The organism is Streptomyces sp. NPDC104309 (genome assembly GCF_055584025.1).
The window spans coordinates 243,353-267,766 of record NZ_JBVJMV010000011.1; the positions used below are offsets into that span (position 1 = coordinate 243,353).

26 protein-coding genes, 1 pseudogene and 1 riboswitch are annotated in these 24,414 nt (G+C 70.1%); of the genes and pseudogenes, 12 read left to right on the forward strand and 15 right to left on the reverse strand.

The window, feature by feature from the left end; genetic code table 11:
• The first annotated feature begins 113 nt into the window (after window positions 1-113).
• The 6 genes and pseudogenes from ACZ68L_RS18720 to ACZ68L_RS18745 form a co-directional block, all read left to right on the forward strand.
• Window positions 114-449, forward strand: coding sequence for a DUF427 domain-containing protein (locus ACZ68L_RS18720; RefSeq protein ID WP_469578061.1), 336 nt, complete (start codon window positions 114-116; stop codon window positions 447-449).
• 94 nt (window positions 450-543) lie between these two features.
• Entirely contained in the window at window positions 544-1,344 is an 801-nt protein-coding gene (locus ACZ68L_RS18725) for an alpha/beta fold hydrolase (protein ID WP_469578064.1), read from the forward strand.
• A gap of 92 nt (window positions 1,345-1,436) precedes the next feature.
• Entirely contained in the window at window positions 1,437-1,598 is a 162-nt protein-coding gene (locus tag ACZ68L_RS18730; protein WP_469578066.1) for a hypothetical protein, read from the forward strand.
• Entirely contained in the window at window positions 1,565-1,861 is a 297-nt protein-coding gene (locus ACZ68L_RS18735; protein ID WP_469578070.1) for a hypothetical protein, read from the forward strand. Before ACZ68L_RS18730 ends, ACZ68L_RS18735 begins: the two co-directional genes overlap by 34 nt.
• A gap of 56 nt (window positions 1,862-1,917) precedes the next feature.
• On the forward strand, window positions 1,918-2,343 hold the full coding sequence (locus ACZ68L_RS18740) for a DUF5959 family protein (RefSeq protein WP_469578072.1): 426 nt from the start codon (window positions 1,918-1,920) through the stop codon (window positions 2,341-2,343).
• A 28-nt stretch (window positions 2,344-2,371) separates the two neighbouring features.
• Window positions 2,372-2,521 (forward strand): annotated as a pseudogene (locus tag ACZ68L_RS18745) (IS5/IS1182 family transposase); the annotation flags it as partial.
• A 71-nt stretch (window positions 2,522-2,592) separates the two neighbouring features.
• On the opposite strand, the gene mnmA reads toward ACZ68L_RS18745, so the two are convergent.
• On the reverse strand, window positions 2,593-3,720 hold the full coding sequence (mnmA, locus tag ACZ68L_RS18750) for a tRNA 2-thiouridine(34) synthase MnmA (protein WP_469578076.1): 1,128 nt from the start codon (window positions 3,718-3,720) through the stop codon (window positions 2,593-2,595).
• 61 nt (window positions 3,721-3,781) lie between these two features.
• Between mnmA and ACZ68L_RS18755 the strand changes: the two genes are divergently transcribed.
• A complete protein-coding gene (locus ACZ68L_RS18755; RefSeq protein WP_469578078.1) occupies window positions 3,782-4,474 on the forward strand; it encodes an N-acetylmuramoyl-L-alanine amidase in 693 nt (230 codons plus the stop codon).
• Between the two features lie 30 nt (window positions 4,475-4,504).
• On the opposite strand, the gene ACZ68L_RS18760 is transcribed toward ACZ68L_RS18755, so the two are convergent.
• From ACZ68L_RS18760 to ACZ68L_RS18770, 3 genes are all read right to left on the reverse strand, one after another.
• Window positions 4,505-5,674, reverse strand: a complete 1,170-nt coding sequence (locus ACZ68L_RS18760; RefSeq protein WP_469578080.1) for a cysteine desulfurase family protein — start codon at window positions 5,672-5,674, stop codon at window positions 4,505-4,507.
• Between the two features lie 233 nt (window positions 5,675-5,907).
• Window positions 5,908-6,234, reverse strand: coding sequence for a DUF4190 domain-containing protein (locus ACZ68L_RS18765; RefSeq protein ID WP_469578083.1), 327 nt, complete (start codon window positions 6,232-6,234; stop codon window positions 5,908-5,910).
• 67 nt (window positions 6,235-6,301) lie between these two features.
• Window positions 6,302-6,463: a hypothetical protein gene (locus tag ACZ68L_RS18770; protein ID WP_469578086.1), complete on the reverse strand. Its 162-nt coding sequence runs from the start codon at window positions 6,461-6,463 to the stop codon at window positions 6,302-6,304.
• 117 nt (window positions 6,464-6,580) lie between these two features.
• Here ACZ68L_RS18770 and ACZ68L_RS18775 point away from each other — a divergent pair, with 117 nt between their 5' ends.
• Window positions 6,581-7,210 (forward strand): TetR family transcriptional regulator, encoded by a 630-nt coding sequence (locus tag ACZ68L_RS18775; protein WP_469578088.1) that lies wholly within the window; start codon window positions 6,581-6,583, stop codon window positions 7,208-7,210.
• 72 nt (window positions 7,211-7,282) lie between these two features.
• Here ACZ68L_RS18775 and ACZ68L_RS18780 read toward each other — a convergent pair whose 3' ends face one another.
• The 11 genes from ACZ68L_RS18780 to ACZ68L_RS18830 form a co-directional block, all read right to left on the reverse strand.
• Window positions 7,283-8,281, reverse strand: coding sequence for a helix-turn-helix transcriptional regulator (locus ACZ68L_RS18780; protein WP_469578091.1), 999 nt, complete (start codon window positions 8,279-8,281; stop codon window positions 7,283-7,285).
• Between the two features lie 51 nt (window positions 8,282-8,332).
• Window positions 8,333-9,199, reverse strand: a complete 867-nt coding sequence (locus ACZ68L_RS18785) for a thioesterase family protein (RefSeq protein ID WP_469578093.1) — start codon at window positions 9,197-9,199, stop codon at window positions 8,333-8,335.
• 96 nt (window positions 9,200-9,295) lie between these two features.
• Entirely contained in the window at window positions 9,296-9,967 is a 672-nt protein-coding gene (locus tag ACZ68L_RS18790; RefSeq protein ID WP_469578095.1) for a trimeric intracellular cation channel family protein, read from the reverse strand.
• A gap of 18 nt (window positions 9,968-9,985) precedes the next feature.
• Window positions 9,986-11,248, reverse strand: a complete 1,263-nt coding sequence (locus ACZ68L_RS18795; RefSeq protein ID WP_469578170.1) for an ABC transporter ATP-binding protein — start codon at window positions 11,246-11,248, stop codon at window positions 9,986-9,988.
• Window positions 11,249-11,283: 35 nt separating this feature from the next.
• The gene (locus ACZ68L_RS18800) at window positions 11,284-12,384 is read right to left on the reverse strand and encodes an ABC transporter ATP-binding protein (RefSeq protein ID WP_469578097.1); all 1,101 of its coding nucleotides are present in this window, start codon (window positions 12,382-12,384) and stop codon (window positions 11,284-11,286) included.
• Window positions 12,381-13,382: an ABC transporter permease gene (locus ACZ68L_RS18805; protein ID WP_469578173.1), complete on the reverse strand. Its 1,002-nt coding sequence runs from the start codon at window positions 13,380-13,382 to the stop codon at window positions 12,381-12,383. Before ACZ68L_RS18805 ends, ACZ68L_RS18800 begins: the two co-directional genes overlap by 4 nt.
• Before the next feature lie 144 nt (window positions 13,383-13,526).
• Window positions 13,527-15,299 (reverse strand): ABC transporter substrate-binding protein, encoded by a 1,773-nt coding sequence (locus tag ACZ68L_RS18810; RefSeq protein ID WP_469578100.1) that lies wholly within the window; start codon window positions 15,297-15,299, stop codon window positions 13,527-13,529.
• A 95-nt stretch (window positions 15,300-15,394) separates the two neighbouring features.
• Entirely contained in the window at window positions 15,395-16,399 is a 1,005-nt protein-coding gene (locus ACZ68L_RS18815; protein ID WP_469578102.1) for an ABC transporter permease, read from the reverse strand.
• 684 nt (window positions 16,400-17,083) lie between these two features.
• Entirely contained in the window at window positions 17,084-17,875 is a 792-nt protein-coding gene (locus tag ACZ68L_RS18820; protein WP_469578104.1) for an enhanced serine sensitivity protein SseB C-terminal domain-containing protein, read from the reverse strand.
• Window positions 17,876-18,041: 166 nt separating this feature from the next.
• Window positions 18,042-18,812 (reverse strand): enhanced serine sensitivity protein SseB, encoded by a 771-nt coding sequence (locus tag ACZ68L_RS18825; protein ID WP_469578106.1) that lies wholly within the window; start codon window positions 18,810-18,812, stop codon window positions 18,042-18,044.
• 57 nt (window positions 18,813-18,869) lie between these two features.
• Window positions 18,870-19,550, reverse strand: coding sequence for an AAA family ATPase (locus ACZ68L_RS18830; RefSeq protein ID WP_469578109.1), 681 nt, complete (start codon window positions 19,548-19,550; stop codon window positions 18,870-18,872).
• A gap of 157 nt (window positions 19,551-19,707) precedes the next feature.
• A riboswitch (glycine riboswitch) is annotated at window positions 19,708-19,805 on the forward strand.
• Between the two features lie 141 nt (window positions 19,806-19,946).
• Between ACZ68L_RS18830 and gcvT the strand changes: the two genes are divergently transcribed.
• From gcvT to ACZ68L_RS18850, 4 genes are all read left to right on the forward strand, one after another.
• Window positions 19,947-21,062 carry a glycine cleavage system aminomethyltransferase GcvT gene (gcvT, locus tag ACZ68L_RS18835; RefSeq protein ID WP_469578111.1) on the forward strand — a complete coding sequence of 372 codons (1,116 nt, stop codon included), beginning with the start codon at window positions 19,947-19,949 and terminating at the stop codon, window positions 21,060-21,062.
• Window positions 21,063-21,153: 91 nt separating this feature from the next.
• Complete coding sequence (gcvH, locus tag ACZ68L_RS18840) at window positions 21,154-21,531, forward strand: glycine cleavage system protein GcvH (protein WP_469578114.1); 378 nt, start codon at window positions 21,154-21,156, stop codon at window positions 21,529-21,531.
• A gap of 19 nt (window positions 21,532-21,550) precedes the next feature.
• Window positions 21,551-22,810 carry a serine hydroxymethyltransferase gene (gene glyA / locus ACZ68L_RS18845; RefSeq protein WP_469578117.1) on the forward strand — a complete coding sequence of 420 codons (1,260 nt, stop codon included), beginning with the start codon at window positions 21,551-21,553 and terminating at the stop codon, window positions 22,808-22,810.
• A 182-nt stretch (window positions 22,811-22,992) separates the two neighbouring features.
• A complete protein-coding gene (locus ACZ68L_RS18850) occupies window positions 22,993-24,375 on the forward strand; it encodes an L-serine ammonia-lyase (RefSeq protein WP_469578119.1) in 1,383 nt (460 codons plus the stop codon).
• The last annotated feature ends 39 nt before the right edge of the window (window positions 24,376-24,414 follow it).

Sequence of the window (24,414 nt, forward strand, 5' to 3'; positions counted from 1 at the left end):
CGGGCGGACGGGTGGAAATCCGGGCTCCGGCGACGGAAGCTGCCGCGGAAGGAGGTCACCGGGGAAGGAAGCCACCGGGGAAGAAAACGGCGCGCGGCACGGCTGAACCTGACATGACTTCCACAACAGGACACCACATCACGGTCGAACCCGGCACCGAGCATGTACGTGTGGTGCGCAACGGACAGGTGCTCGCCGAGAGCCGGCGCCCGCTCGTACTGCGCGAGACGGGTTGTCCGCCCCGCTACTACCTGCCGCCCGAGGATGTCCGCACGGAGCTGCTCACGGCCTCGGACACCCACAGCCACTGCCCGTTCAAGGGCGACGCCTCCTACTGGTCGCTGCCGGACGCGGCCGATCTCGTCTGGGCCTATCCGGAGCCGAAGCCCGAAGTCGCGGCGATCAAGAACCACCTCTGCTTCTACGACACCGAGACCGTCAGCGAATGATCGTCAACCACGCCTCTGAACTGGGGAATTGAGAATCTTCAAAAAATCTCGGCGACAGCGATGAGTTTTCCGCGGCGCCGCAGTCCACTCTCACATGGACAAGATTCTCTCCCGCGACGGCACCTTGATCGCGTATCGGCGCCGGGGTGAAGGACTACCGGTGATCCTGGTCGGCGGGGCTCTGAGCACGGCGGCGACCGATGCCCCCTTGGCACGGCTCCTCGCGCCACGCTTCGGCGTCATCACGTACGACAGGCGCGGCCGCGGCTCCAGCGGCGACAGCGGGCCGTACCGGGTGGAGCGCGAGATCGAGGACCTGGCCGCGCTCGTCGCCGCGGTGGGCGGGCGGGCCTCGCTGTTCGGCACGGGGGCCGGCGGGGCGCTGGCCCTGGAAGCGCAGGCCGCCGGGCTCCCCGTCGACCTGCTGGCGGTGTACGAGCCGCCCTACACCCCCGGGGCCTCGGGAGAGCGGTTCAAAGCCTGCTGCACGGCCCGGCTGCACCGGCTGCTGACCGCCGGGGACCGCGCCGGGGCCGTGGAGCTGTTCCTGTCCGTGACGGGGGTCCCGGCCGACATGATCGCCCGGGTGCGGCGTACACCGCTGTGGCGCGACCTGGTGTCGATGGCGCACACACTCGCCTACGACGATGCGATTCTCGGCAACGGCGCGATCCCGGCCGAGCGGTTCGCGTCCGTCACGGCGCGCACGCTGGTGGTCTGCGGCGGTTTCAGCCCGGCCCCGGCCCGGCAGTCGGCCCGCGCCCTCGCGGACGCCCTCCCGCGCGGACGCCACCGCACCCTGACGGGCCAGACACGCGAAGTGGCGCCCCAGGCGGTGGCCCCGGTCCTGGCGGAGTTCTTCGCCAGGGACATGTACGTGAGCCAGGCCTCCTGAGCCCACGATCCACCCCGCCCGGTCACGCCCGTACAGGGGTCGGACGTGGCCGAGCGGGGCGTCGCCGCTTCACCGACGTACCGGCGGACGAGATGACGCGAGAGCAACGCCAGGAACTTGCCGCCCGCTACAACGGTGGCCCCTATGGGGAGGATGACAACGCCCAGGCCTACGGCCGTGGCTTCGACAAGAATCTGGACGATGCGAGGAGCGCCCTGAAGTGGCCGGCCTGCTGCGAGGGCCATGGGGAGTGATCCTCATCCTCGCGAACCTGCTCAACGCCTACGTTGCCCACGGCGCACTGGTGACTCAGCCGCAAGGGGCCTGGGACGAACAGACGCTGACGGGTATCGAGTTCGCGTCGGCGCTGCTGATCATGCTCGGCGTCATCACCTCCCTGCTCGCCCTGCTTCCCGTGCGGCGGCGGACCCTCAGCCGCTGGTGGCCGGCGCCGTCACTGCCGGAGCGGCTGGCAGGCCCTTGTTGTTGCTGTCTTGCGTGGTCACCATCATGGTGAATCGGGGTGCGAGAGGATCAGAGCATCCTGCCCACTCACTCGTCCACAAGGTAGCCATGATTGACGATGCACAGGCCCTGGAACTCTTCCGGTTCGCTGATCGCGTGCAGGGCGTGACCGTCAGGGTCGCGTGCGATGCACCGATGGTGATGGCGCAAGAAAGGTACTACGCGGCCGAGATCGTGCTGGAGAGCGGCTTCGTCAACGGCAGTGTTGGACTGCACGTTTCAGACAGTGATCTGGATGAATGGGGTCGTTGCCTCGATGCCCTTGAGGCCCAGGAGGGGGCCGAGTGGCCGCCCGGCGGTCGGAGTGCGTGGCTGACGGTGGTTCCCGAGGATCCGTTGGAGGTGACCGTGCACGACTCGACCTCGACGCAGATCGCGGTGAAGGTGCCCGTGGACGTGGCGTCCGGGTGGCTGGAGGAGAGCCGGCTGCGGCTTGAGCACGTACGCAAGGCGGTCGCGCGAGAGTCGACCTGACGCCCTGCCGCAATGGAATGATCTTGCGGTGGCTGGTGTGATCACGGCGTCGGAGCCGACCTGGACAGCTCCGTTCAGCGGGCTGAGCGCGCGCCGGTTCCGGAAGCTGGTGACGGCACTGTGGCGCGAGGGCGCCGATGAGATCCGCCGGAACCGGTCCTGGGGCCTACCGTTCGAGCCGGCAGTCTATGACGGCCGCCCTGGCAGTGCCGGCCCCGGTGGTCAGCCGAGGCCGGTCAGCCGGGCCGATCAGCCGGCTGCCGCGGTCTCCCGCCGCGCCGTCGTCGCGATCGTCGCCGAGCCGACCACGCGGGTGCCGTCGTAGAGCACGACCGCCTGGCCGGGGGCCACGCCCCGGACCGGCTCGGTGAAGGTGACGTTCAGCGTGCCGTCGACCAGTTCCGCCGTCACCTCGGTCTCGCCGCCGTGGGCGCGGAGCTGCGCGGTGTACGTGCCGGGGCCGGCCGGGGCGTTGCCGCACCAGCGGGGCCTGATGGCGGTGAGCGCGGTGACGTCGAGGGACTCGACCGGGCCGACCGTCACCGTGTTGTTCACGGGTGAGATGTCCAGGACATAGCGCGGCTTGCCGTCGGGGGCGGGGTGGCCGATGCGCAGGCCCTTGCGCTGGCCGATGGTGAAGCCGAAGGCGCCCTCGTGGGTGCCGACCTTCGTACCGGACTCGTCGACGATGTCGCCCTCGGCGGTACCGAGCCGGCTCGCCAGGAAGCCCTGGGTGTCGCCGTCGGCGATGAAGCAGATGTCGTGGCTGTCGGGCTTCTTGGCGACGGCGAGGCCCCGGCGTTCGGCCTCCGCGCGGATCTCGTCCTTGGTGGTGAGGGTGTCGCCGAGCGGGAACATCGCGTGGGCGAGCTGCTTCTCGTCCAGGACACCGAGGACGTACGACTGGTCCTTGGCCATGTCGGAGGCACGGTGCAGTTCGCGGCCGCCGTCCTCGCGCAGGACGACCGTGGCGTAGTGGCCGGTGCACACGGCGTCGAAGCCGAGGGCCAGGGCCTTGTCGAGCAGCGCGGCGAACTTGATCTTCTCGTTGCAGCGCAGGCACGGGTTGGGGGTGCGCCCCGCCTCGTACTCGGCGATGAAGTCGTCCACGACGTCCTCGCGAAAGCGTTCCGCCAGATCCCAGACGTAGAAGGGGATGCCGATGACGTCCGCGGCGCGGCGCGCGTCGCGGGAGTCCTCGATCGTGCAACAGCCGCGCGCCCCGGTACGGAAGGACTGCGGGTTCGCGGAGAGGGCGAGGTGCACACCGGTCACGTCGTGACCCGCCTCTGCGGCGCGGGCCGCGGCGACGGCGGAGTCGACACCGCCGGACATGGCGGCGAGCACACGGAGGGGGCGCTGGGAAGTCTGAGTCATAGCTCCACCAGAGTACGGGGCGCCGGGAACCGAACGCTCGCGGATATGCGTTGTGGATCACATGGGGACCAAGGGGACGGCGGGCGCCAAGGGCTCCGCGGCGGCGAAGTCCGGGCACGGCATCAGTCGGCGCGGGCTGCTGATCGGCGCCGCCGTCACGGCGGTGGGCACGGCCGCGCTGGCGCGGGAGGAGCTGGGGCACGCCTGGTGGCGGCTGCCCGGGGTGGACAAGCCCCGGACGCCCGGCGAGGTGGACTACGCGCGGGCCGAATGGATATCGGCGTCCCCGGCGAACTGGCGGCGGGCCGACCGCCCCGCCGACTATCCGGTCGACCGGGTCGTCATCCATGTCACCCAGGGCGGCTACCGGGGCGCGGTGACGGCCTTCCAGGACCCGGGGCACGGGGCGGCGGCGCACTACGTGGTGCGCAAGGACGGCCATGTGACGCAGATGATCCGTGAGCTGGATGTGGCGTTCCACGCGGGGAACAGGTCGTACAACGAACGCAGCGTCGGCATCGAGCACGAGGGCTTCGTGGACCGTCCGCAGGACTTCACGGCGGCGATGTACGGGGCGTCGGCACGCCTGACGGCGGCGATATGCGGGCGGTATGGAATGCCGGTGGACCGCGAGCACATCATCGGGCATGTGGAAGTGCCGGGCACGGATCACACCGATCCGGGAAAGCACTGGGACTGGGACCGCTACCTGAAGCTGGTCCGGGCGGCGCGTCCGAGGCCGTCCGGCACCTGAGGAGGGAACGGCTGCGGGACGGGCCCGGTTTCAGCTGAGTCCCGCCGTCCGCGCCCGCTCCACCGCCGGTCCGATCGCGCGGGCCACCTCGTCGATGTCCTGCTTGGTGGACGTGTGGCCGAGCGAGAAGCGCAGGGTGCCCCGGGCCAGGTCCGGGTCGGTGCCGGTGGCCAGCAGGACATGGCTCGGCTGGGCGATTCCCGCGGTGCACGCGGAGCCGGTGGAGCATTCGATGCCCTGGGCGTCCAGCAACAGGAGCAGGGAGTCGCCCTCGCAGCCGGGGAAGGTGAAGTGAGCGTTGGCCGGGAGCCGCCCGCCCGGCGCCGGGTCGCCGCCGAGGACGGCGTCGGGGACGGCCGCCAGCACGGCCGCGACCAGGTCGTCGCGGAGACCACCGATCTCGTGGGCGAACTCCTCGCGCCCGTCGGCGGCCAGCCGCCCCGCGACGGCGAAGGCGGCGATGGCGGGCACGTCGAGCGTGCCGGAGCGGACGTGCCGCTCCTGGCCACCGCCGTGAAGCACGGGGACGGGGGTGTATGCACGGCCCAGCAGCAGCGCGCCGATGCCGAAGGGGCCGCCGATCTTGTGCGCGCTGACCGTCATGGCGGCCAGCCCGGACCGGGCGAAGTCGACTTCCAGCTGCCCGAACGCCTGGACCGCGTCGGCATGCATCGGTACGTCGAACTCACTGGCCACGGAAGCCAGTTCACGTACCGGCATGATCGTGCCGATCTCGTTGTTGGCCCACATCACGGTGACCAGCGCGACATCGTCGGGGTTACGGAGAATCGCCTCGCGCAGTGCGTCCGGGTGGACGCGTCCGTACGGGTCGACGGGGAGGTATTCGACGTTCGCGCCCTCGTGCTCGGCGAGCCAGTCGACGGCGTCCAGCACCGCGTGGTGCTCGACCGGGCTGGCCAGCACCCGGGTGCGACGGGGGTCGGCGGCGCGGCGGGCCCAGTACAGACCCTTCACCGCGAGGTTGTCGGCCTCTGTGCCTCCGGAGGTGAAGACCACCTCGCTGGGGCGTGCGCCGAGGGCGTCGGCGAGGGTCTCTCTCGACTCCTCGACGGTACGGCGGGCCCGGCGCCCGGCGGCGTGCAGTGAGGACGCGTTACCGGTGACGGCGAGCTGGGCGGTCATCGCCGCGATCGCCTCCGGAAGCATCGGCGTGGTCGCGGCGTGGTCGAGGTAGGCCATGGTGGGCTCGATTCTACGAGCCCTCGGCGGGGCGTATGCCGGGCGCATCGCAGCCCGGTGCCCGCGCACCGGGCAGGGCGCTCGATCGCCCGCCCCGGTCGCAGCCCGATCCGGCCGGGGACGCGACGGCAAGGACCGTCGGTGCGGGCCGTCAGTGCGGGCCGTCCGCGCTGGTTGCCGAGTGCGGGCCGCGCGTATCGGCCGTATGTGTCGGCTGTTCCGGTCGGCCTCGGTCAGCCGGCGAAGTTCCAGGACACGGTGCCGGTGACCAGGAAGGCCAGCACCACAAGGTCGGCGATGCCGAGGGCGAGTCCGAGGAAGGCACGACCGCGCCGGGAGGTGGAACGGGCGAGGGCGATGATCGCCATGACGATGGCTGCCGGGCCGAGCAGGATGTTCATCACCAGCAGGCCGACGAGCCCGAGCACGAAGGAGGCGACGGCCAGTCCGTCGGCGTCCCGGGCGCGAGCCGTGCGCTCTCCGGGCGGGGTCCCGGTACCGGTGTCGGCACCGGTGTCGGGCTTCGCGGCGGCCCGGCGGACGGATGCGGTGAGTGTCATGGTGCGAGCTCCTTCAATCAATCGGTGATCGAGCGATCGGGGGCCGGAAGGCAATGCGGACCGGCGGTCAGCGGGACCCGCGCTGCGCACCCCGCCACTCCCGTACGGCGAAGATCAGCAGCCAGCAGCCGATCACGGCCGTGAGCGCGAAGGTGAGCGGGAGCGGAATCTGGACCACCGCTCCGAGCACGACTCCGAGCAGGAGCAGGGCGGCGACGAGGACGACCATGTTCAGCCTTTCTGCGGGCTCTGCACGAGCACTTGAGAGTACGACTGTTCACTGACTTGTCAGTCTAGCGCCGCACATCCCTTCCCCGCCCCGGAGAACAGTTGTTTACTGAATGGCATGAGTCACACCGTCGGCAGCCGTCAGACCCAGAAGCTGAGAACCCGCCAGGCACTCCTGGACGCCGCGCTCGGACTCCTGGAGCACCAGAGCCTCAGCAGCCTGGGACTGCGCGAGGTGACCCGGGCCGCCGGACTCACACCCACCGCCTTCTACCGGCACTTCGACGACACCGCCCAACTCGGCGTGGCGCTCGTCGAGGAGACGCTGGGCAGCCTGCACGGAATGATCGGCGCGACGCTCGCCGAGACCGGCGACAGCAAGGAGCGGCTGGACCGCAGCGTGGAGCTGATCACGCGTCATGTACGTGAACAGCCTGGCCACTTCCGCTTCATCGCCCGCGAGCAGCACGGCGGCGTGGGTCCGGTCCGCGAGGCCATAGCGACCCAACTGCAGTGCTTCGCCGAGGAGGTGTCCGAGGCGCTCGCCGAGGAACCGCAGTCCCGGGGCTGGAGCGACGAGGATCTGCTGATGCTGGGCGGCCTGTACGTCGACCACATGGTGATCACGGCCTCGGCCCTGCTGGACGCGGGGCCGGGCGGCGAGCAGCGGGTGGCGGAGGTGGCCCGCCGCCGGCTGAGACTCGTCACCCTCGGCCGGCTGCACTGGCTGGACGACGCGGACGCCTGAGGCCCGCCCGGAACCGGTCCGCCGGACCGGCCGGGGTGCGCACGCAATCTCACCCGCCGCCCGCGCGCGACCTCACCCGCCCTCCGCGCCCGGCCCTCGGCCCGCTTCTCCGTACAGCGCGACGACCGCCGCCGCGTGACGGGCGAGCACGGTCCGCGCCTCCGGCGGGGAGAGCACTTCGAGGTTCGGGCCGAAAGAGAGCAAGGAACGGGCCCACTCCACCGAGTCGACGGCCAACTCGGCCCGCGCCCACTCCCCTTCCTCCCCCTCCCCCTCGGGCCTCGGCTCCCCGATCAGCGCCCCGGCGTGCAGGCGCACGAACAGATCGAGCCGGGAACGGTGCACGCGCACCCTCAGCCGTACGCCGCCGGGCCGCTCCTCGACCTGCTTGCGCAACGCGTCCCACAGGTTCGCGAGCTCCACCCCGGGCCGGCGCACGACCGTGTCGTCGGTGAGGGCGGCCCGTCGCACCCGGTCCGCCCTGAAGAGCTGCGGCACCCCGTCGCGGTCCGCGACCAGGTACCAGACGCCCGCCTTCACGACGAGGCCGTACGGATCGACGGTGTAGGCGCGCGGGGTCCGCGTACCGCTGTGCCGGTAGTCCAGCCGCAACCGTCGGTCGGCGAACACGGCATCGTGCAGTTCGGCGACATCCACGACCGGGCGCGGGCCGCTCATCCACCGCACCGGGTCGACCAGGATGCGCCTGCTGGTCAGCTCGGCGGCGGGCCGGTGCGGTGCGGGCAGGGCGGCCATCACCTTGCGCAGCGCGGACCCGAGCGCGGCGTCGAGACCGAGCGCGGCATGGGCGCCCTGCGCGGCGAGGACGAAGAGGGCGCGCGCCTCGTCGGCGGTGAGCCCCGTGACGTCCGTACGGAATCCCGGCAGCAGCGCGATACCTCCGCGCCGCCCCCGCTCGGCGTAGACGGGGACACCGGCGGCCGAGAGCGCCTCGATGTCGCGGTAGATGGTGCGCACGGAGACTTCGAGGCGCTCGGCGAGCTCACCGGCGGGCACACGGCCGCGGGTCTGGAGCAGCAGGAGGATCGAGAGCAGCCGGCCGGATTTCACGTCACCAGCTTCCCCCGCGACTCCGCTCGCCCGCGCCGCGCACCCGTACGGCTACGCGCGGGGCGCTCGCGCCAGTTGGCGGGACTGGGCCACCAGCCGGTCCGCGCTGTCCCAGACGTCCGCGTCCTCCTCCAGGTAACCGCCCGCCAGGTTGCGGGTGGTGATGGAGACGCGCAGCGGGCCGGGGGCGGGGCGGCAGCGGATGTGGGTGGTGAGTTCGATGGTCGGCGTCCAGCCCTTGAGGCCCAGCTCGAACGAGGTGGGGGGCAGCGCGTCGACGGTCAGCAGCAGCGAGAGCGGGTCGGCGTCGCGGCCGTCCGCGAGACCGAACCAGCCGCGCATCTCGCCCTTGCCGGAGGGGGCGCCGACGGCCCAGCCGACCGTCGCCGGGTCGAGCTTGATGTCGAGCCGCTCGGTGATGGCGGAGCTGCCGGGGATCGGGGCCGGGCCGTCGGCCGGGCCGAGGCAGTGCTCCAGCGGCGGGATGGCCGGCGGCTTCGCCGAGGTGCGCACCTCGTCGGACAGCGCGCCCAGATCGCCGTAGGTGGCGATCACCCGGATGCGCTCGATCTCGGTGCCGTCCTCCGCGTACTGGAAGAGGGAGGCCTGGCCGGTGGAGAGGGTGCGGCCGGTGCGGATCGTCTGGGTGCGGATCACCGCGGGGCCCGGGACGGAGGCGGTGAGGTAGTGCGCGGAGACGGAGAAGGGGTCCGCGTGCGGCAGCGCCTCGCCGAGTGCGCGGCCGAGCATGGCGAGCAGATAGCCGCCGTTGACCGCGTGGATGATCGTCCATCCGGCGGAGAGCTCGGCGTCGTAGACGCCTTCTTCGCGAAGGGTGACGGCGGTGTCGCGGTCGAACTCGCTGTCCCCGATGGTCGCCTGCGCGGTGCGCGCGGCCTGCTCTGCTGCCTGTGCCATGCGCAGCACCGTACACCGACAGTATTACTGAGCGGTAGCTTTTTTGTGGCCGGAAGATGTCGGCAGCGCATGTCGTCGACCGCCCGGAAAACGGTGTCAGGTGGCCGCGGGGCCCTCCTCGGCCGTCGCCGACCGCCGGTTGTAGGCACGCGGGGCCCGCCAGTGGAAGCGCATCGAGAGCAGCCGCAGCACGAACGCCAGGATCACCGCGGTGCCGCTGGTGAAGGCGTTGAGCACGCCGAAGCGGATGCACAGCACGATCATCGTGGCGCCGACGATCGCGGGCACCGCGTACAGATCACGGTCCCAGCGCAGCAGCGAAGGCACCTCGTTGGCCAGCACGTCGCGCAGCACACCGCCGCCGACCGCGGTGGCCAGCCCCAGGGCCGCCGACGCGGTGAGGCCGAGACCGTAGGCGTACGCCTTGACCGTGCCCGTGACGCAGAAAAGCCCGAGGCCGGCCGCGTCGAAGACATTGACGCCGACCTGGATCCGTTCGACCTGCGGATGCAGGAAGAACACCAGGCCGGCGGCGAGGAGCGGGGTGGTGAAGTAGCCGAGGTCCGTGAAGGCCGCGGGCGGGACCGCCCCGATGACGATGTCACGGAACAGCCCCCCGCCCAGCGCGGTCACCTCGGCGAGTACCGCGATGCCGAAGACATCGAAGTTCTTGCGTACGGCGAGCAGTGCGCCGGAGATCGCGAAGACGAAGATTCCGGCGATGTCGAGCGCATGCTGGACGGAGGGCGTGAACAGTTCGTTGAGCACCGGGCAATTGTGCCGGTACTACTCCTTCGGGCCGCCCTCCGACGTATCGGACGATCCCGTGCCGCCGTCCGGGGCGGTCTCCGCGGCCTCCGCGGCCTCGGGCTTCCCCACCGCGGCGGACTCCGGCTCCTCCGCCGTGGCGGCATCCTCCTCCGCCCCGGCCGACTCCGGCTTCCCCGTCGTGACGATCTCGATCGCCTCGCGCGCCGCCGCCGTCACCGTCTCGCCGGGCACCTGGTCGGGCGCGTTCTCCGGGTGGTGGCAGGCCACCTGGTGTCCGGTCTTCAGCGCGGCCAACGGCGGTTCCTGGGTCTTGCAGACCTCCGTGGCCTTCCAGCACCGGGTGTGGAAACGGCAGCCACTGGGCGGCGAGATCGGCGACGGCACGTCGCCCTTCAGCAGGATGCGCTCGCTCTTGGCCGAGCGGCGCTTCGGGTCCGGGATCGGGACCGCCGAGAGCAGCGCCTTGGTGTACGGGTGCATCGGCGCCCTGTAGAGCGACTCGCGGTCGGCCAGCTCCACGATCTTGCCGAGGTACATCACCGCGATCCGGTCCGAGACGTGCCGGACGACCGACAGGTCATGGGCGATGATCACGTACGTGAGACCCAGCTCGGTCTGGAGGTCGTCGAGCAGGTTCACGACCTGCGCCTGGATGGAGACGTCCAGCGCCGACACCGGCTCGTCCGCCACGACCAGCTTGGGGTTGAGCGCGAGCGCGCGGGCGATCCCGATGCGCTGGCGCTGGCCGCCGGAGAACTCGTGCGGATAGCGGTTGTAGTGCTCGGGGTTGAGGCCCACGACCTCCAGCAGCCGCTGCACCTCCTTCTTGACGCCGCCCTCGGGCGTGACGCCCTGCAGCTTGAAGGGGGCGCCCACGATCGTGCCGATCGTGTGCCGGGGGTTCAGCGAGGAGTACGGGTCCTGGAAGATCATCTGCATGTCGCGGCGCATCGGGCGCATGGCACCGACGCCGAGGTGCGTGATGTCCCTCCCCTCGAACTCGATCTTCCCCGCGGTGGGTTCGAGCAGCCGGGTGATCAGCCGGCCCATCGTCGACTTTCCGCAGCCGGACTCCCCGACCACGCCCAGGGTCTCGCCCGAGTGCACCTCGAAGTCGATCCCGTCGACGGCCTTCACGGCACCGGCGTTGCGCTGCAGCATCCCCTTCTTGATCGGGAAGTGCTTCTGCAGCCCGGTCACCTTGAGCAGCACCTCGCGGGAGGCGGCGTCCTCGACCGGCGCGCCGCTCCCGGCAGACCTCTGCGCCGGAACGTCCACGCCCTTGTCCTCGCTCGTCACGGCCTTGTCCTCGCTCACAGCTTGGGCGCAATCTCTTCGGTCCAGATACGCTCCCGCTGCTCCTGCGACATGTGGCAGGCCGCCCAGTGCCGGCTGCCGACCTCCTGCAGCTCGGGCCGAACGGTGCGGGTCACGTCGTCCTTGGGCACATCCGCGTACGGGCAGCGCGGGTTGAAGGCGCAGCCCGAGGGGATGTTGATGAGCGACGGCGGGGACCCCTTGACCGGGATGAGCCGGTCGGTCTGGTCGCGGTCGAGGCGCGGCATCGAGCCCAGCAGACCCCAGGTGTAGGGGTGCCGGGGCTCGTAGAACACCTTCTCGGCCGGTCCGCGCTCGACGCAGCGCCCGCCGTACATCACCAGGATGTCGTCGGCGAGCTCGGCCACGACGCCCAGGTCGTGGGTGATGACGATGACCGCCGAGCCGAACTCCTTCTGCAGATCCCGGATCAGGTCGAGGATCTGCGCCTGGACGGTCACGTCCAGCGCGGTCGTCGGTTCGTCGGCGATCAGCAGCTCGGGGTTGTTGACCAGCGACATGGCGATCATCGCGCGCTGGCGCATCCCGCCGGAGAACTCGTGCGGATAGCTGTCGACACGCTTGTCGGGCTGCGGGATGCCGACCCGGTCGAGCATCTCGACCGCACGCTTGCGGGCGGTCTTCTTGTCCACGTCGTGATGGACCCGGTACGCCTCCACGATCTGCTTGCCGATCGTGTAGTACGGGTGCAGCGCGGAGAGCGGGTCCTGGAAGATCATGGCCATGTCCCGGCCGCGCAGCTTGCGCACCTCGTCCGGGTCCGCGGACAGCAGTTCCTTGCCGTCCAGCCAGATCTCGCCGGAGACCTGCGGCTTGCGCTTTCCGTACTGGCCCGTGGTGTGCAGGCCCATGATGCCCAGCGACGTGACGGACTTGCCGGAGCCGGACTCGCCGACGATGCCGAGGGTCTTGCCCTTCTCCAGCTGGAAGTTGAGCCCGTCGACGGACTTGACCAGGCCGTCGTCGGTCGGGAAGTGCACCTTGAGGTCGCGCACTTCGAGGAAGGCCGTGGGAGCGGGCGAGCCGGCCGGGGCGGGTTCGCCCAGCGCGGCACCGCTCTTGTGCAGTTCGGTCATCCCAGCCTCACTCGCGGGTCGATGACGGCGTACATGATGTCGACGACGAGGTTGGCGACGGCGATCGCGAGAGCCGCGAACAGGGTGACGCCGAGAATCACCGGCAGGTCCTTGTTGCTGATGGCCTGGACTGCCGCGAGCCCGAGCCCCGGCAGGTTGAACGTGGACTCGGTGAGGACGGCGCCACCGAGGAGCACGCCGATGTCGAGGCCGAAGACGGTGAGGATCGGGGTCATCGCGGAACGCAGGGCGTGCCGGGTGATGACGCTGCCCTCGCCCAGCCCCTTGGCGCGGGCGGTACGGATGTAGTCCTCGCCCAGCACTTCGAGCATGGTGGCTCTGGTGAGCCGGGCGTACATCGCGGCGTTCAGGAAGGCGAGCACGATCCACGGCAGGATCAGGGTCTGGAACCAGGTGCCGATGCCGTCGTCCGTGGAGAGGTTGTCGGCGATGTGCACCCAGCCGAGGTTGTGCACGAAGAGGCCCATCGCGACCATGCCGGTGAAGAAGATCGGCAGGGAGACACCGCCGAGGGCGGTGGTCATCGCGGCACGGTCCCAGATGCTGCCGCGCTTGAGCGCGGACACCACACCGGTGGCGACACCGCCGAGGAGCCACAGGACACAGGCACCGGCGGCGAGCGCGCCGGTGACGGGCAGGGCGTCCTTGAGGGTGGTCCAGACCGGTACCTCGGTGCGGAAGGAGTACCCGAAGCAGGGTGCGGCGCAGTGGGTGACGTCGTCACCGTTGGCGTAGTCGCGCCCCAGCGGGATGCCCTTGACGAAGTCCCAGAACTGGACGAGAAGGGGGTCGTCGAGACCCAGTTTGATCCGGATGCCCGCGAGCTGCTCGGCACCGGAAGCCTTGCCGGCGAAGAGGACTGCGACGTCCTGACCCGCCCACTTGGGCAGCATGAAGAAGATGGTGAAGGTCGCGAGCAGTACGACGAGCACCATGATGACTACGGCGAACAGGCGCCGGATGAGATAAGCAAGCACTGTGCGCGGCCCGGCGGTGGCCGGGAACCCCTTGTGGGGGCTCCCGGCCACCGCCACGGCCATCACCTGCCCTTCGGACTGGCGGGTTTCGGCGGCGGTGGGGCAGTCAACGGGGTTGACTGCGAATGCTGTTGACTACAGCGGCTACTTGACGACGCCGAGCGAGACGTAGTCGTAACGGCCGTTGTAGGCGTCGGACATGTAGGCGTTCGTCAGCCGCTTGCCACGCCAGGTGATGTTCTTCTCGTAGATGAAGGGCATCCAGTCGGCCTGGTCGAGGATCCGCTTGTCGAGCTGCTTGTAGATCTCGCCGGCCTTGTCCGCGTCGGTCTCCGCGATGGCGTTGTCGAAGAACTTGTCGATCTGCGGGTCCTTGAGCTGCGACTCGTTGTAGTTACCGGTCTCCGACAGGAACCGGCTGTCCCACAGCGGCTGACCGAAGCCCTGGCCGGACGGGAAGTCCGGGCCCCAGCCGCTCATCGTCATGCCGTAGCCGCGCTTCTTCACGACGGACGGCGAGCCGGTGATGCTGGAGGCCTCGGCGCCGTCGATCGGGTCGACCTCGATCTTGATGCCGACCTTGCCGAGCTGCGCCTGCAGCGCCTCGGCGACGTCGACCTCGCCCGGGTTGTTGTTACGGGCGGAGAGCTTGGTGGAGAAGCCGTTCGGCTGGCCGCACTGCTTCAGCTCGTCCTTGGCCTTGGCCTCGTCCGGCTTGCCCTTGCGGGCGAGGACACCGTACGGGTCGTAGTCGCTGTGGCCCTTGATGGAGGCCGGCAGGGTGCTGTTGGCGATCGCGCCACCGGCGATCTCGCCACCGCGGGTCTGCTGCAGGGCAGCGAAGTCCGTGGCGTAGAAGACGGCCTTGCGGCAGTGGACGTCGTCCAGCGGCTTCGCCGTGTGGACGAGCGCGACGTAGCGGACGAAGGACGTCTGCATGTTGTCGACGCTGTCCTTGTGGTCCTGGACGGCGGTGACGCGGCCGGACTGGGTCATGCCGGTGCCGTTGAGGTCGACGTCGTAGTCGCCCTCCATCAGCTTCTTGTCGTTCTCCTCCAGGTTGGCGGAGATCGTCACGGTGACCTTGTCCGGGAGCGCGGCGCGCACCGGGTCCGAGGACTTGTCCCACTTGTCGTTGCGGACGAGGACGATGCTCTTGCCCGGCTTGTACGTCTCGAACTTGTACGGGCCCGAGGAGAACGGCCGCTGGGTGTACTTCGCCTTGGTGTCCTCCGACGCCTTCACGGGCGAGCCGGAGGGCATGGCGAGGAACTGCTCGAAGTCACCGTTGGGCTTGGGCAGCTTGAAGACGATGGTGCTGTCGTCGGGCGTCTCGATCGCCTTCAGACCGAGCTTGTCCGGCGACGAGTCCTTGTACGGGCCCTTGTACTCGTGCTTGGGGTCCAGCGTCTGCATCAGGTACTGCGGGCCACCGGTGATGGTGTCCGTCGCCCAGATGCGCTCGATGCCGTACTTGACGTCCTTGGAGGTCAGCTTGGAGCCGTCCTCCCAGGTGACGCCGGGGCGCAGCTTGTACGTGTACGTCTTGCCGCCGTCCGTGATCTCACCGGGGCCGGTGGCGAGGTCGCCGACCAGCTTGGTGGACGCGGCGCCGGGCTTGGTGTCGTACGTGACCAGCTGGCGGGTGTAGAAGCGCATGAAGTCCCACGCCATGCCGTAGTAGGCGCGCTGGGGGTCGGCGGAGTCGAGGTCCTGCTTGCCGACCATCTTCAGCGTTCCACCCTTCTTGGTGGACGCGTTGGCGACCTTGTTGAACGCCGCGTTGAAGCCGGCGCCCTTCGCCTTGCTGTCGCCGCCCTTGTCGCCGCCGCCGCCGCACGCGGTGGTGGTCATCAGCGCCGCGACCACGAGGGCCGCACCCGCGGTGAGCCGTCGTTTCGAGGTAACTGTGGACATTTTCTCGCAACCTCCGAGATCGCGGTCCCAGGCCATTGCTTGCCGGAGAACCATGGGAAGAGCCACCTGACAGTGCGGCAGGGGCAAGTCGTGGGCTATCGGGTCCCCTTGGGATCCAGGGCGTCGCGCAGCCCGTCCCCGAAGAGGTTGAAGGCCAGCACGGTGATGAAGATCGTCACGCCGGGGAAGACCATGAACATCGGGTCGTGCTCGTACGTCTCCAGGGCGTCCCGCAGCATTCCGCCCCAGGAGGCCGTGGGCGGCCGCACACCAGCACCGAGGAAGCTGAGGGCCGCTTCGGTGAGGATGTTGGTGGGGATCATGAGCGTCGCGTAGACGGTGATCGGCGCCACCAGGTTCGGCAGCAGCTCGCGGAAGAGGATGTGGCCGCGCCCGCCGCCGAGACTGCGCGCCGCCTCCACGTATTCGCGCTCACGCAGTGAAAGCGTCTGCCCCCGGACGATGCGTCCCACGTACGGCCAGCCGAAGAAGCCGATGACGGCGACGAGCACGGCGATGCGCACCCCGCTGCCGGTGAGGCCGAGCAGGTCGTCGGGGAGGACCGAGACGAGGGAGATGATGAAGAGGAGCTGCGGGAACGACAGCAGCACGTCCATCACCCGGCTGATCACCGCGTCGATCCAGCCGCCGAAGTAGCCGGCGACGATCCCGAAGAGCGTGCCGAGGGCCACCGCGACCAGGGCTGCCAGGAACGCCACGAGGAGCGAGATCTGGGCGCCGTAGACGATCCGGCTGAAGATGTCGCGCCCCTTGTTCGGCTCGACGCCGAAGAGGAAGTCACCGCTGACGCCGCCGAGGCTGCCCTGGGGGAGGTTGGTCAGCGGGTCGAGCTTGTCCTGGTGGAAGTCGTTCGGCGGGTGGCCGAGCAGGCCCACGATCAGCGGCGCCAGGACGGCCACCAGGATCAGGACGAGGACAACGATGCCACCCGTCAGAGCGACCTTGTCCTGCTTGAGGCGGTTCCAGGCGATCTGCTTGAGGGAGCGCCCCTCGACCTTCTTCGTCCCGGAGTCGACTGCGGGACCGCCGGTCGCGATCGGGTCCGCTTCCGTGGTCGGCTCGTGCAGTGGTGCCGTCATCGTGGCAAGGACCCCTCTCAACCGGCGGTGGCCGGGCCGAACTGGCCGCTGTGGCGGCGCGATCAGTCAGTCGTACGCAGAGGCGGCAAGACGCCCTTGCTGCGGGAGTCTTCATTGCCGTCGCGACCGGTAGCCATAGCGACAGGCGAATGGATGCCTAACCGTGATGCGGTCAGGGGTGTTCCGTTATCCGGACGGATGTGAACGCCCCTCGAACACGGGCCAGTTGAGGTGGAAGAGGGGCACGCGCACAGATTCGTGCCGCTTTCACCACCAGACCTCCCCAGCACGGAAATCCCGGACATGGAGGGCGAGATGCACCGGGATGCCGTGAACACGTGCCCACATTTCGGGAGTTGACCCTCTATGGGTATGTCCCGGGAATCAGGAACGTACACCTGCATTCCGGGCACACCGGCTTCACGCGGTCGCGTGGCGGGCGCCCGGCGCCTCCGGTCGCCTTCACGGATGCCCGGAACCCCTGGATGCCAGGAACCTTGTCCGCATCCACGGACACCGGGAACGCACGGTGCGCCCGCAGGCGCCGGGAACGCACGGTGCGCTGACGGACACCGGGAACGGCCGGAGCACCACGGACACCGGGTACGGCCGACCGCACGCCCCTACCGGTACGCGCGACTCCGACGGCGCGCGTTCAGTACACGCGGCTCCGACGGCGCACGCTCAGTACGCGCCCTGCGGCGGCGGATAGCCGTAGCCCGCCACCGGGGCAGCCGGGGCCGCCGGGGCATGGGCCTCGCGGTCGTAGAACGGACGGGCGTTGGCGCGCAGCCACATCGCGACCGGGTCGTACTCGTCGGACATCGCGACGGTGGAGACGGGCAGCCCGTCCGGGACCGCGCCGATCGACTGCTGCATCATCGCGCGCACCGCGTCGACCGAGCTCTGGCTCGTGTCGTAGAGGTCGAGGCCGATGGCGAGATAGGGGACGCCGAGCGCGGGCTGCACCCAGGCGCGGCGCAGCGAGCGGATCGCGGGGGTGTGGTGGGCGTTCTGCGCGAGCAGGGCGTAGAACTGCGGGATCTCGATGGCCGGCTCGGTGAGCCGGAGGGGGCCCGCGGGCATCCGGTCGAGGCCGGTGGCGATCCGGCGCAGGTCCAGCCAGGGGATGCCGACGCCGCCGCCCGGGGCGTGCGGGTTGAGCCAGATGCCCCAGCGGTCGGGGAAGAGGGCGCGCGCGATGTCGCGCCCGCCGACCAGCTCATGGGCCCGGTTCCAGCCGCTGGCCGAGAGCTCCTGGGCGGAGGTCACACAGGGGGCGTAGCCGAGACCGTCGAGCTCCATGTTTCCGTACTGGGCGTCGGGCGAGCCCGCCTGGCCGTGCCAGAGGAGCATCCAGATCCGGCCGTTCGCGAGGGCCTGCAGCAGCGCCTCGTACGCGTCGTAGCGCCCGGGCGTCACTTGGCGCAGCATGTGCTCGACCTGCCCGGCCGCCGCGGTGCCTGACGCACTCACCTGGTCCCGCCCCTCTTCGATCCACTGTGTCGGCCCGCCGCTCCCGGGGCACACGGGTGCGGCATGATGCCGAGGCACCAGCCATCAAACCAGCTTATGCGCCGGTCCTGACACCGACTTGACGCCATGGGCCGACGTGGCGATCGGCTCCGGGGCCGTCGGCGTGCTACAGGGTCTCGCGCCGGTAGAACGGCCGGACCTTCTCCCGCATCCAGTCACCGACCGGGTCCTGTGCCACATCGAGCAGGACCAGGTTCACCGGCCAGGGCACCTCGACGCGGCCCAGCGCGCGGCCGAGGGCGTCCATCGGTGCGTTGCGTCCGGCGCCCTCCCAGGTGGAGAACTCGACGCCTATGAAGAGGACGGGCTCGCCGCCCTCAACGCTGGCCAGCGCTCGGCGGGCAGTGAGCACGACGCCGCTCTCCTCGAATTCACCGGCCGCCGCGGCGAGGAAGTCGACGGGCTCCTCCTGCCAGGACGGTTCGAACAGCCGGACCCGGCCGCCGGTGGCAGGCCCGTCCAGCGGGGTGCGTCCGGCGCGGCAGAGCTCGGCCACGGCGGGCGGCGGCAGCGGCATCCCGACGGCACCGCCCGGATTCACCGCGATACCGAGCTGCGGGGGCAGGCCGCGGGCGAAGTCGCGGGCGGGCGCGACGGTGAAGGACATTTGGGTGCCGACGCAGGTGAGGAACTGCTGTTCGGAGCTGAACACGGGAACGTACGCGGCGCCGTCGATCTCCAGCGTCGGCAGGTCCAGGTCCGGGGAGTCGGGTCCGCCGCCGTTGGGCAGGGGCACCCAGACCTGACTGCGCCCGAGCACCTCGACGAGCCGTCCGCCCGCCTCCGGGCTGCCCACCGAGGCCATCAGTACCTCTTCGAGCTCATTGGCCGGCCATCCGCTCTGCGGATGGGACTGGACCTGCGCCGGAATGTCCACTGCTCCCCCTTCTTGCCCGAGTCTTCCGGCAGAAGGTTAACGTCCGGCCGCCCGCCCCTACGGTGCCGAGGCGAACGTGATCCGGCCCAGCGACCCCGCCGCCTCGCGGTCCAGCAGCACCGCCGACGCGCAGCCGGGCGGCAGCAGGCCGGTCTCGATGCCCCGCAGCAGCTTCCCCACCGCCCTGCGATGCCGGGCGAACGCGTATCCGGAGACGCCCCGCCCGCGCTCCCGCTGGCCTTCCCTCGCCGTCTGCGGTGTGACGTCGAGCAGGACGAGGTGGAGGACGCGGCCCCGGCGGCGCGCGTCACGGGCCAGCCAGCCGCGCACCCACGCCTGGGTTCCGCAGTCGTGGACGACGACGGACTCGCCGGCGCGCAGCGCCCGCCACAGTCCCCGGTAGTGGGCGGCGCGGACCAGCGGACGGTAGAGGGCGTACGGGAGTAAGCGGGGCATCAGCCGGGCCCAGCGGTCCCGGGTGTCCTGGGAGTCGATGGCGCGGTCCGTCGTCACCGTCCGCCGGATGAACGTCGATTTGCCGCTGCCGGGCAGTCCGGAGACCACCACCACGTCGCCCGCCGCGAAGTGCAGGCTGCGCGGGCCGCGCCCGGCCCGCGCCCGCAGGTCCCGTACGCCGGGCATGCGCGGGTCGAGCGTCTCCCCGGCCGGGACCCCCGGCTGTGCGGGCATCGCGTCGTGCGCGACTCCCGCGGTGGTCGCGTACCGCTGCAACGTCATCGCCCTCCCCTTGTCGGGTCACCCGCGTATGCCCCTGAAGTGTAAAGAAAAGGTAATGCGACACAACCGTCCACGCCGTCGATTCCGAGGGGGGACCGGGGCCCCACTCCGACGGGATGCGTGCGATGATGACCCGGCCAACTGCATAAAGGCCGCTTGAATCCGCGCGGGAGAGTTCCGGTCACTGCATGTGCCGGGCGCCGAAGGAGCAAGTTCCTCCCTTGAATCTCTCAGGCCCCGTACCGCGTGGATGAGGCAGATCTGAAAAGCGGGCCGCTCCGCGGCTCCACCCAAGGTGCAAGCCGAACCCCTCAGGGGGCTCTCGGCGAACCTCTCAGGTTCCGATGACAGATGGGGAGGGATTGTCCTCGTCGTCATGCCCTGGGAGTCACATCCATGAGCACCGCCCCCCGTCTCACCGCCCTCGATGCCCTGCACCGTTCACTGGGCGCGACCATGACCGACTTCGCGGGCTGGGACATGCCCCTGCGGTACGCCAGCGAGCGCGACGAGCACAACGCGGTGCGCACCAGGGCCGGTCTCTTCGACCTGTCCCACATGGGCGAGATCACCGTCACCGGCCCCGAGGCCGCGGCCGCCCTGAACTTCGCGCTGGTCGGCAACATCGGCACCGTCGCCGTGGGCCGCGCCCGCTACACGATGATCTGCGCCGAGGACGGCGGCATCCTGGACGACCTGATCGTCTACCGGCTGGGCGAGACCGAGTACATGGTCGTCGCCAACGCGGGCAACGCCCAGATCGTGCTGGACGCGCTGACCGCGCGGGCCGACGGCTTCGACGCCGAGGTCCGCGACGACCGCGACGCGTACGCGCTGCTCGCCGTCCAGGGCCCGGAGTCCCCCGCCATCCTGGCCTCGGTCACCGACGCCGACCTGGACGGCCTGAAGTACTACGCCGGCCTGCCCGGCACGGTCGCCGGTGTGCCCGCGCTGATCGCCCGCACCGGCTACACCGGCGAGGACGGCTTCGAGCTGTTCGTCGCCCCCGAGCACGCCGAGCAGCTGTGGAAGGCCCTCACCGAGGCGGGCGCCTCCCGCGGTCTGATCCCGTGCGGGCTCTCCTGCCGCGACACGCTGCGCCTGGAGGCGGGCATGCCGCTCTACGGGCACGAGCTGACCACCGGGCTGACCCCCTTCGACGCCGGCCTCGGCCGGGTCGTGAAGTTCGAGAAGGACGGCGACTTCGTCGGCCGCGAGGCCCTGAAGGCCGCCGCCGAGCGCGCCGAGACCGCCCCGCCCCGCAAGCTGGTCGGGCTGATCGCCGAGGGCCGCCGGGTGCCGCGCGCCGGTTTTTCCGTGGTCGCCGGCGGCGAGGTCGTCGGCGAGGTCACCTCGGGCGCCCCGTCGCCCACCCTGGGCAAGCCGATCGCCATCGCGTACGTGGACGCCGCGCACGCCACGCCCGGCACCACGGGCGTCGGAGTGGACATTCGGGGCAGCCGCGAGCCGTACGAGGTCGTGGCGCTGCCGTTCTACAAGCGTCAGAAGTGACGTCCGCGCACCTCAGAAGTGACGCATTCCCGTCTCACACCGTAAGACCACCGTTCATCAGCACTCCCACGCGTACAGGAGAATTCAGGTCATGAGCAACCCCCAGCAGCTGCGGTACAGCAAGGAGCACGAGTGGCTGTCGGCCGTCGAGGACGGTGTGGCGACGATCGGTATCACCGAGTACGCCGCCAACGCGCTCGGCGATGTCGTCTACGCGCAGCTCCCCGAGGTCGGTGACACGGTGACCGCGGGCGAGACCTGCGGCGAGCTGGAGTCGACCAAGTCGGTGAGCGACCTGTACTCGCCGGTGACCGGTGAGGTCACCGCCGCGAACCAGGACGTCGTGGACGACCCGTCGCTGGTGAACTCCGCTCCTTTCGAGGGCGGCTGGCTGTTCAAGGTACGTGTGGCGGAGGAGCCGAAGGACCTGCTCTCCGCCGACGAGTACTCCGAGTTCTCCGGCCACTGAGACCCCAAGGGACCACCTGATGTCGCTTCTCAACTCCTCCCTCCACGAGCTGGACCCGGACGTCGCCGCCGCTGTCGACGCCGAGCTCCACCGTCAGCAGTCCACCCTCGAAATGATCGCCTCGGAGAACTTCGCTCCGGTCGCGGTCATGGAGGCCCAGGGCTCCGTCCTCACCAACAAGTACGCCGAGGGCTACCCCGGCCGCCGCTACTACGGCGGCTGCGAGCACGTCGACGTCGTCGAGCAGATCGCCATCGACCGCATCAAGGCGCTGTTCGGCGCCGAGGCCGCGAACGTCCAGCCGCACTCCGGTGCGCAGGCCAACGCCGCCGCGATGTTCGCGCTGCTGAAGCCGGGCGACACGATCATGGGCCTGAACCTGGCCCACGGCGGTCACCTGACGCACGGCATGAAGATCAACTTCTCCGGCAAGCTCTACAACGTGGTCCCGTACCACGTCGACGAGACCGGCGTCGTGGACATGGCCGAGGTCGAGCGGCTGGCCAAGGAGTCCAAGCCGAAGCTGATCGTCGCCGGCTGGTCCGCGTACCCCCGTCAGCTGGACTTCGCCGCCTTCCGCCGCATCGCGGACGAGGTCGGCGCGTACCTGATGGTCGACATGGCGCACTTCGCCGGCCTGGTGGCCGCGGGTCTGCACCCCAACCCGGTGCCGCACGCCCACGTCGTCACGACCACCACGCACAAGACCCTCGGCGGTCCGCGCGGTGGCGTCATCCTGTCGACGCAGGAGCTCGCCAAGAAGATCAACTCGGCGGTCTTCCCGGGCCAGCAGGGCGGCCCGCTGGAGCACGTGATCGCGGCCAAGGCGGTCTCGTTCAAGATCGCGGCGACCGAGGAGTTCAAGGAGCGCCAGCAGCGCACCCTGGACGGCGCCCGCATCCTCGCCGAGCGGCTGGTCCAGCCGGACGTCACCGAGGTCGGTGTCTCCGTGCTGTCCGGCGGTACGGACGTCCACCTGGTCCTCGTCGACCTGCGCAACTCCGAGCTGGACGGCCAGCAGGCCGAGGACCGGCTGCACGAGCTGGGCATCACGGTCAACCGGAACGCCATCCCGAACGACCCGCGTCCGCCGATGGTCACCTCGGGTCTGCGGATCGGTACGCCGGCCCTGGCCACCCGCGGTTTCCAGGCCGAGGACTTCACCGAGGTCGCGGAGATCATCGCCGCCGCGCTCAAGCCGTCCTACGACGCGGACAGCCTGAAGGCCCGCGTCGTCGCGCTGGCCGAGAAGTTCCCGCTGTACCCCGGTCTGAAGTAGTCCGGGACGCGGCTCGTCCCGAGTAATACGGGACACAGTTCGTCACCTTTCGGGCGGGGCACCACGCACACTGGTCAGTGAGCGCGGTGCCCCATCCCTTGTCCCCGCTGCTCTTCGGGCCGACCGGTCCGTACCGCACCACCCGGCAGACAACGGCGTCTACCAACCCTTAGGAGTCTCCCGTGGCCATCTCGGTCTTCGACCTGTTCTCGATCGGCATCGGCCCGTCCAGCTCCCATACGGTCGGCCCGATGCGCGCCGCCCTCATGTTCGCGCGCCGGCTGAAGAACGAGGGCCTGATCGCCCACACCGCCTCGATACGCGCCGAGCTCTACGGCTCCCTCGGCGCGACCGGTCACGGCCACGGCACCCCCAAGGCCGTCCTGCTCGGCCTGGAGGGCGAGTCGCCCCGCACCGTCGACGTGGAGTCCGCCGACGAGCGGGTGGAGCGGATCCGCACCACCGGCCGGATCAATCTGCTCGGCATGCACGAGATCGACTTCGACGCCGACGAGCAGCTGGTCCTGCACCGCCGCAAGGCCCTGCCCTACCACGCCAACGGCATGACGATCCTCGCCTTCGACCGGGACGGCTCGACGCTGCTGGAGAAGACCTACTACTCGGTCGGCGGCGGCTTCGTGGTCGACGAGGACGCGGTGGGCGAGGACCGGATAGTCCTCGACGACACCGTGCTGAAGCACCCCTTCCGCACCGGTGACGAACTGCTGCGGCTCTCCAAGGACACCGGCCTGTCCATCTCCTCGCTGATGCTGGAGAACGAGAAGGCCTGGCGCACCGAGAACGAGATCCGCTCGGGTCTGCTGGACATCTGGCACGTCATGCAGGCCTGCGTCTCGCGCGGCATGACCCGCGAGGGCATCCTGCCCGGCGGTCTCAAGGTCCGCCGCCGTGCCGCGACCACAGCGCGTCAGCTGCGTGCCGAGGGCGACCCACAGGCCCACGCGATGGAGTGGATCACCCTCTACGCGATGGCGGTCAACGAGGAGAACGCGGCAGGCGGACGCGTCGTCACCGCACCCACCAACGGCGCCGCGGGCATCATCCCGGCCGTGCTGCACTACTACATGAACTTCGCGGCGGGCGGCGCCACCGAGGCGGAGAAGGAGGACGGCGTCGTCCGCTTCCTCCTGGCCGCCGGAGCCATCGGCATGCTCTTCAAGGAGAACGCCTCCATCTCCGGTGCCGAGGTCGGCTGCCAGGGCGAGGTCGGCTCCGCCTGCTCCATGGCCGCGGGCGCCCTCGCCGAGGTCCTGGGCGGCACCCCGGAACAGGTCGAGAACGCCGCCGAGATCGGCATGGAACACAATCTCGGCCTGACCTGCGACCCGGTCGGCGGGCTCGTCCAGATCCCGTGCATCGAGCGCAACGGCATGGCCGCGGTCAAGGCCGTCACGGCGGCGAAGATGGCGCTGCGCGGCGACGGCAGCCACAAGGTCTCCCTGGACAAGGTCATCAAGACCATGAAGGAGACGGGCGCGGACATGAGCGTGAAGTACAAGGAGACCGCGCGCGGCGGGCTCGCGGTGAACATCATCGAGTGCTGAGGCTCTAGGCCCTGACCAGCGCTTTTGTGTCTTTCAGCG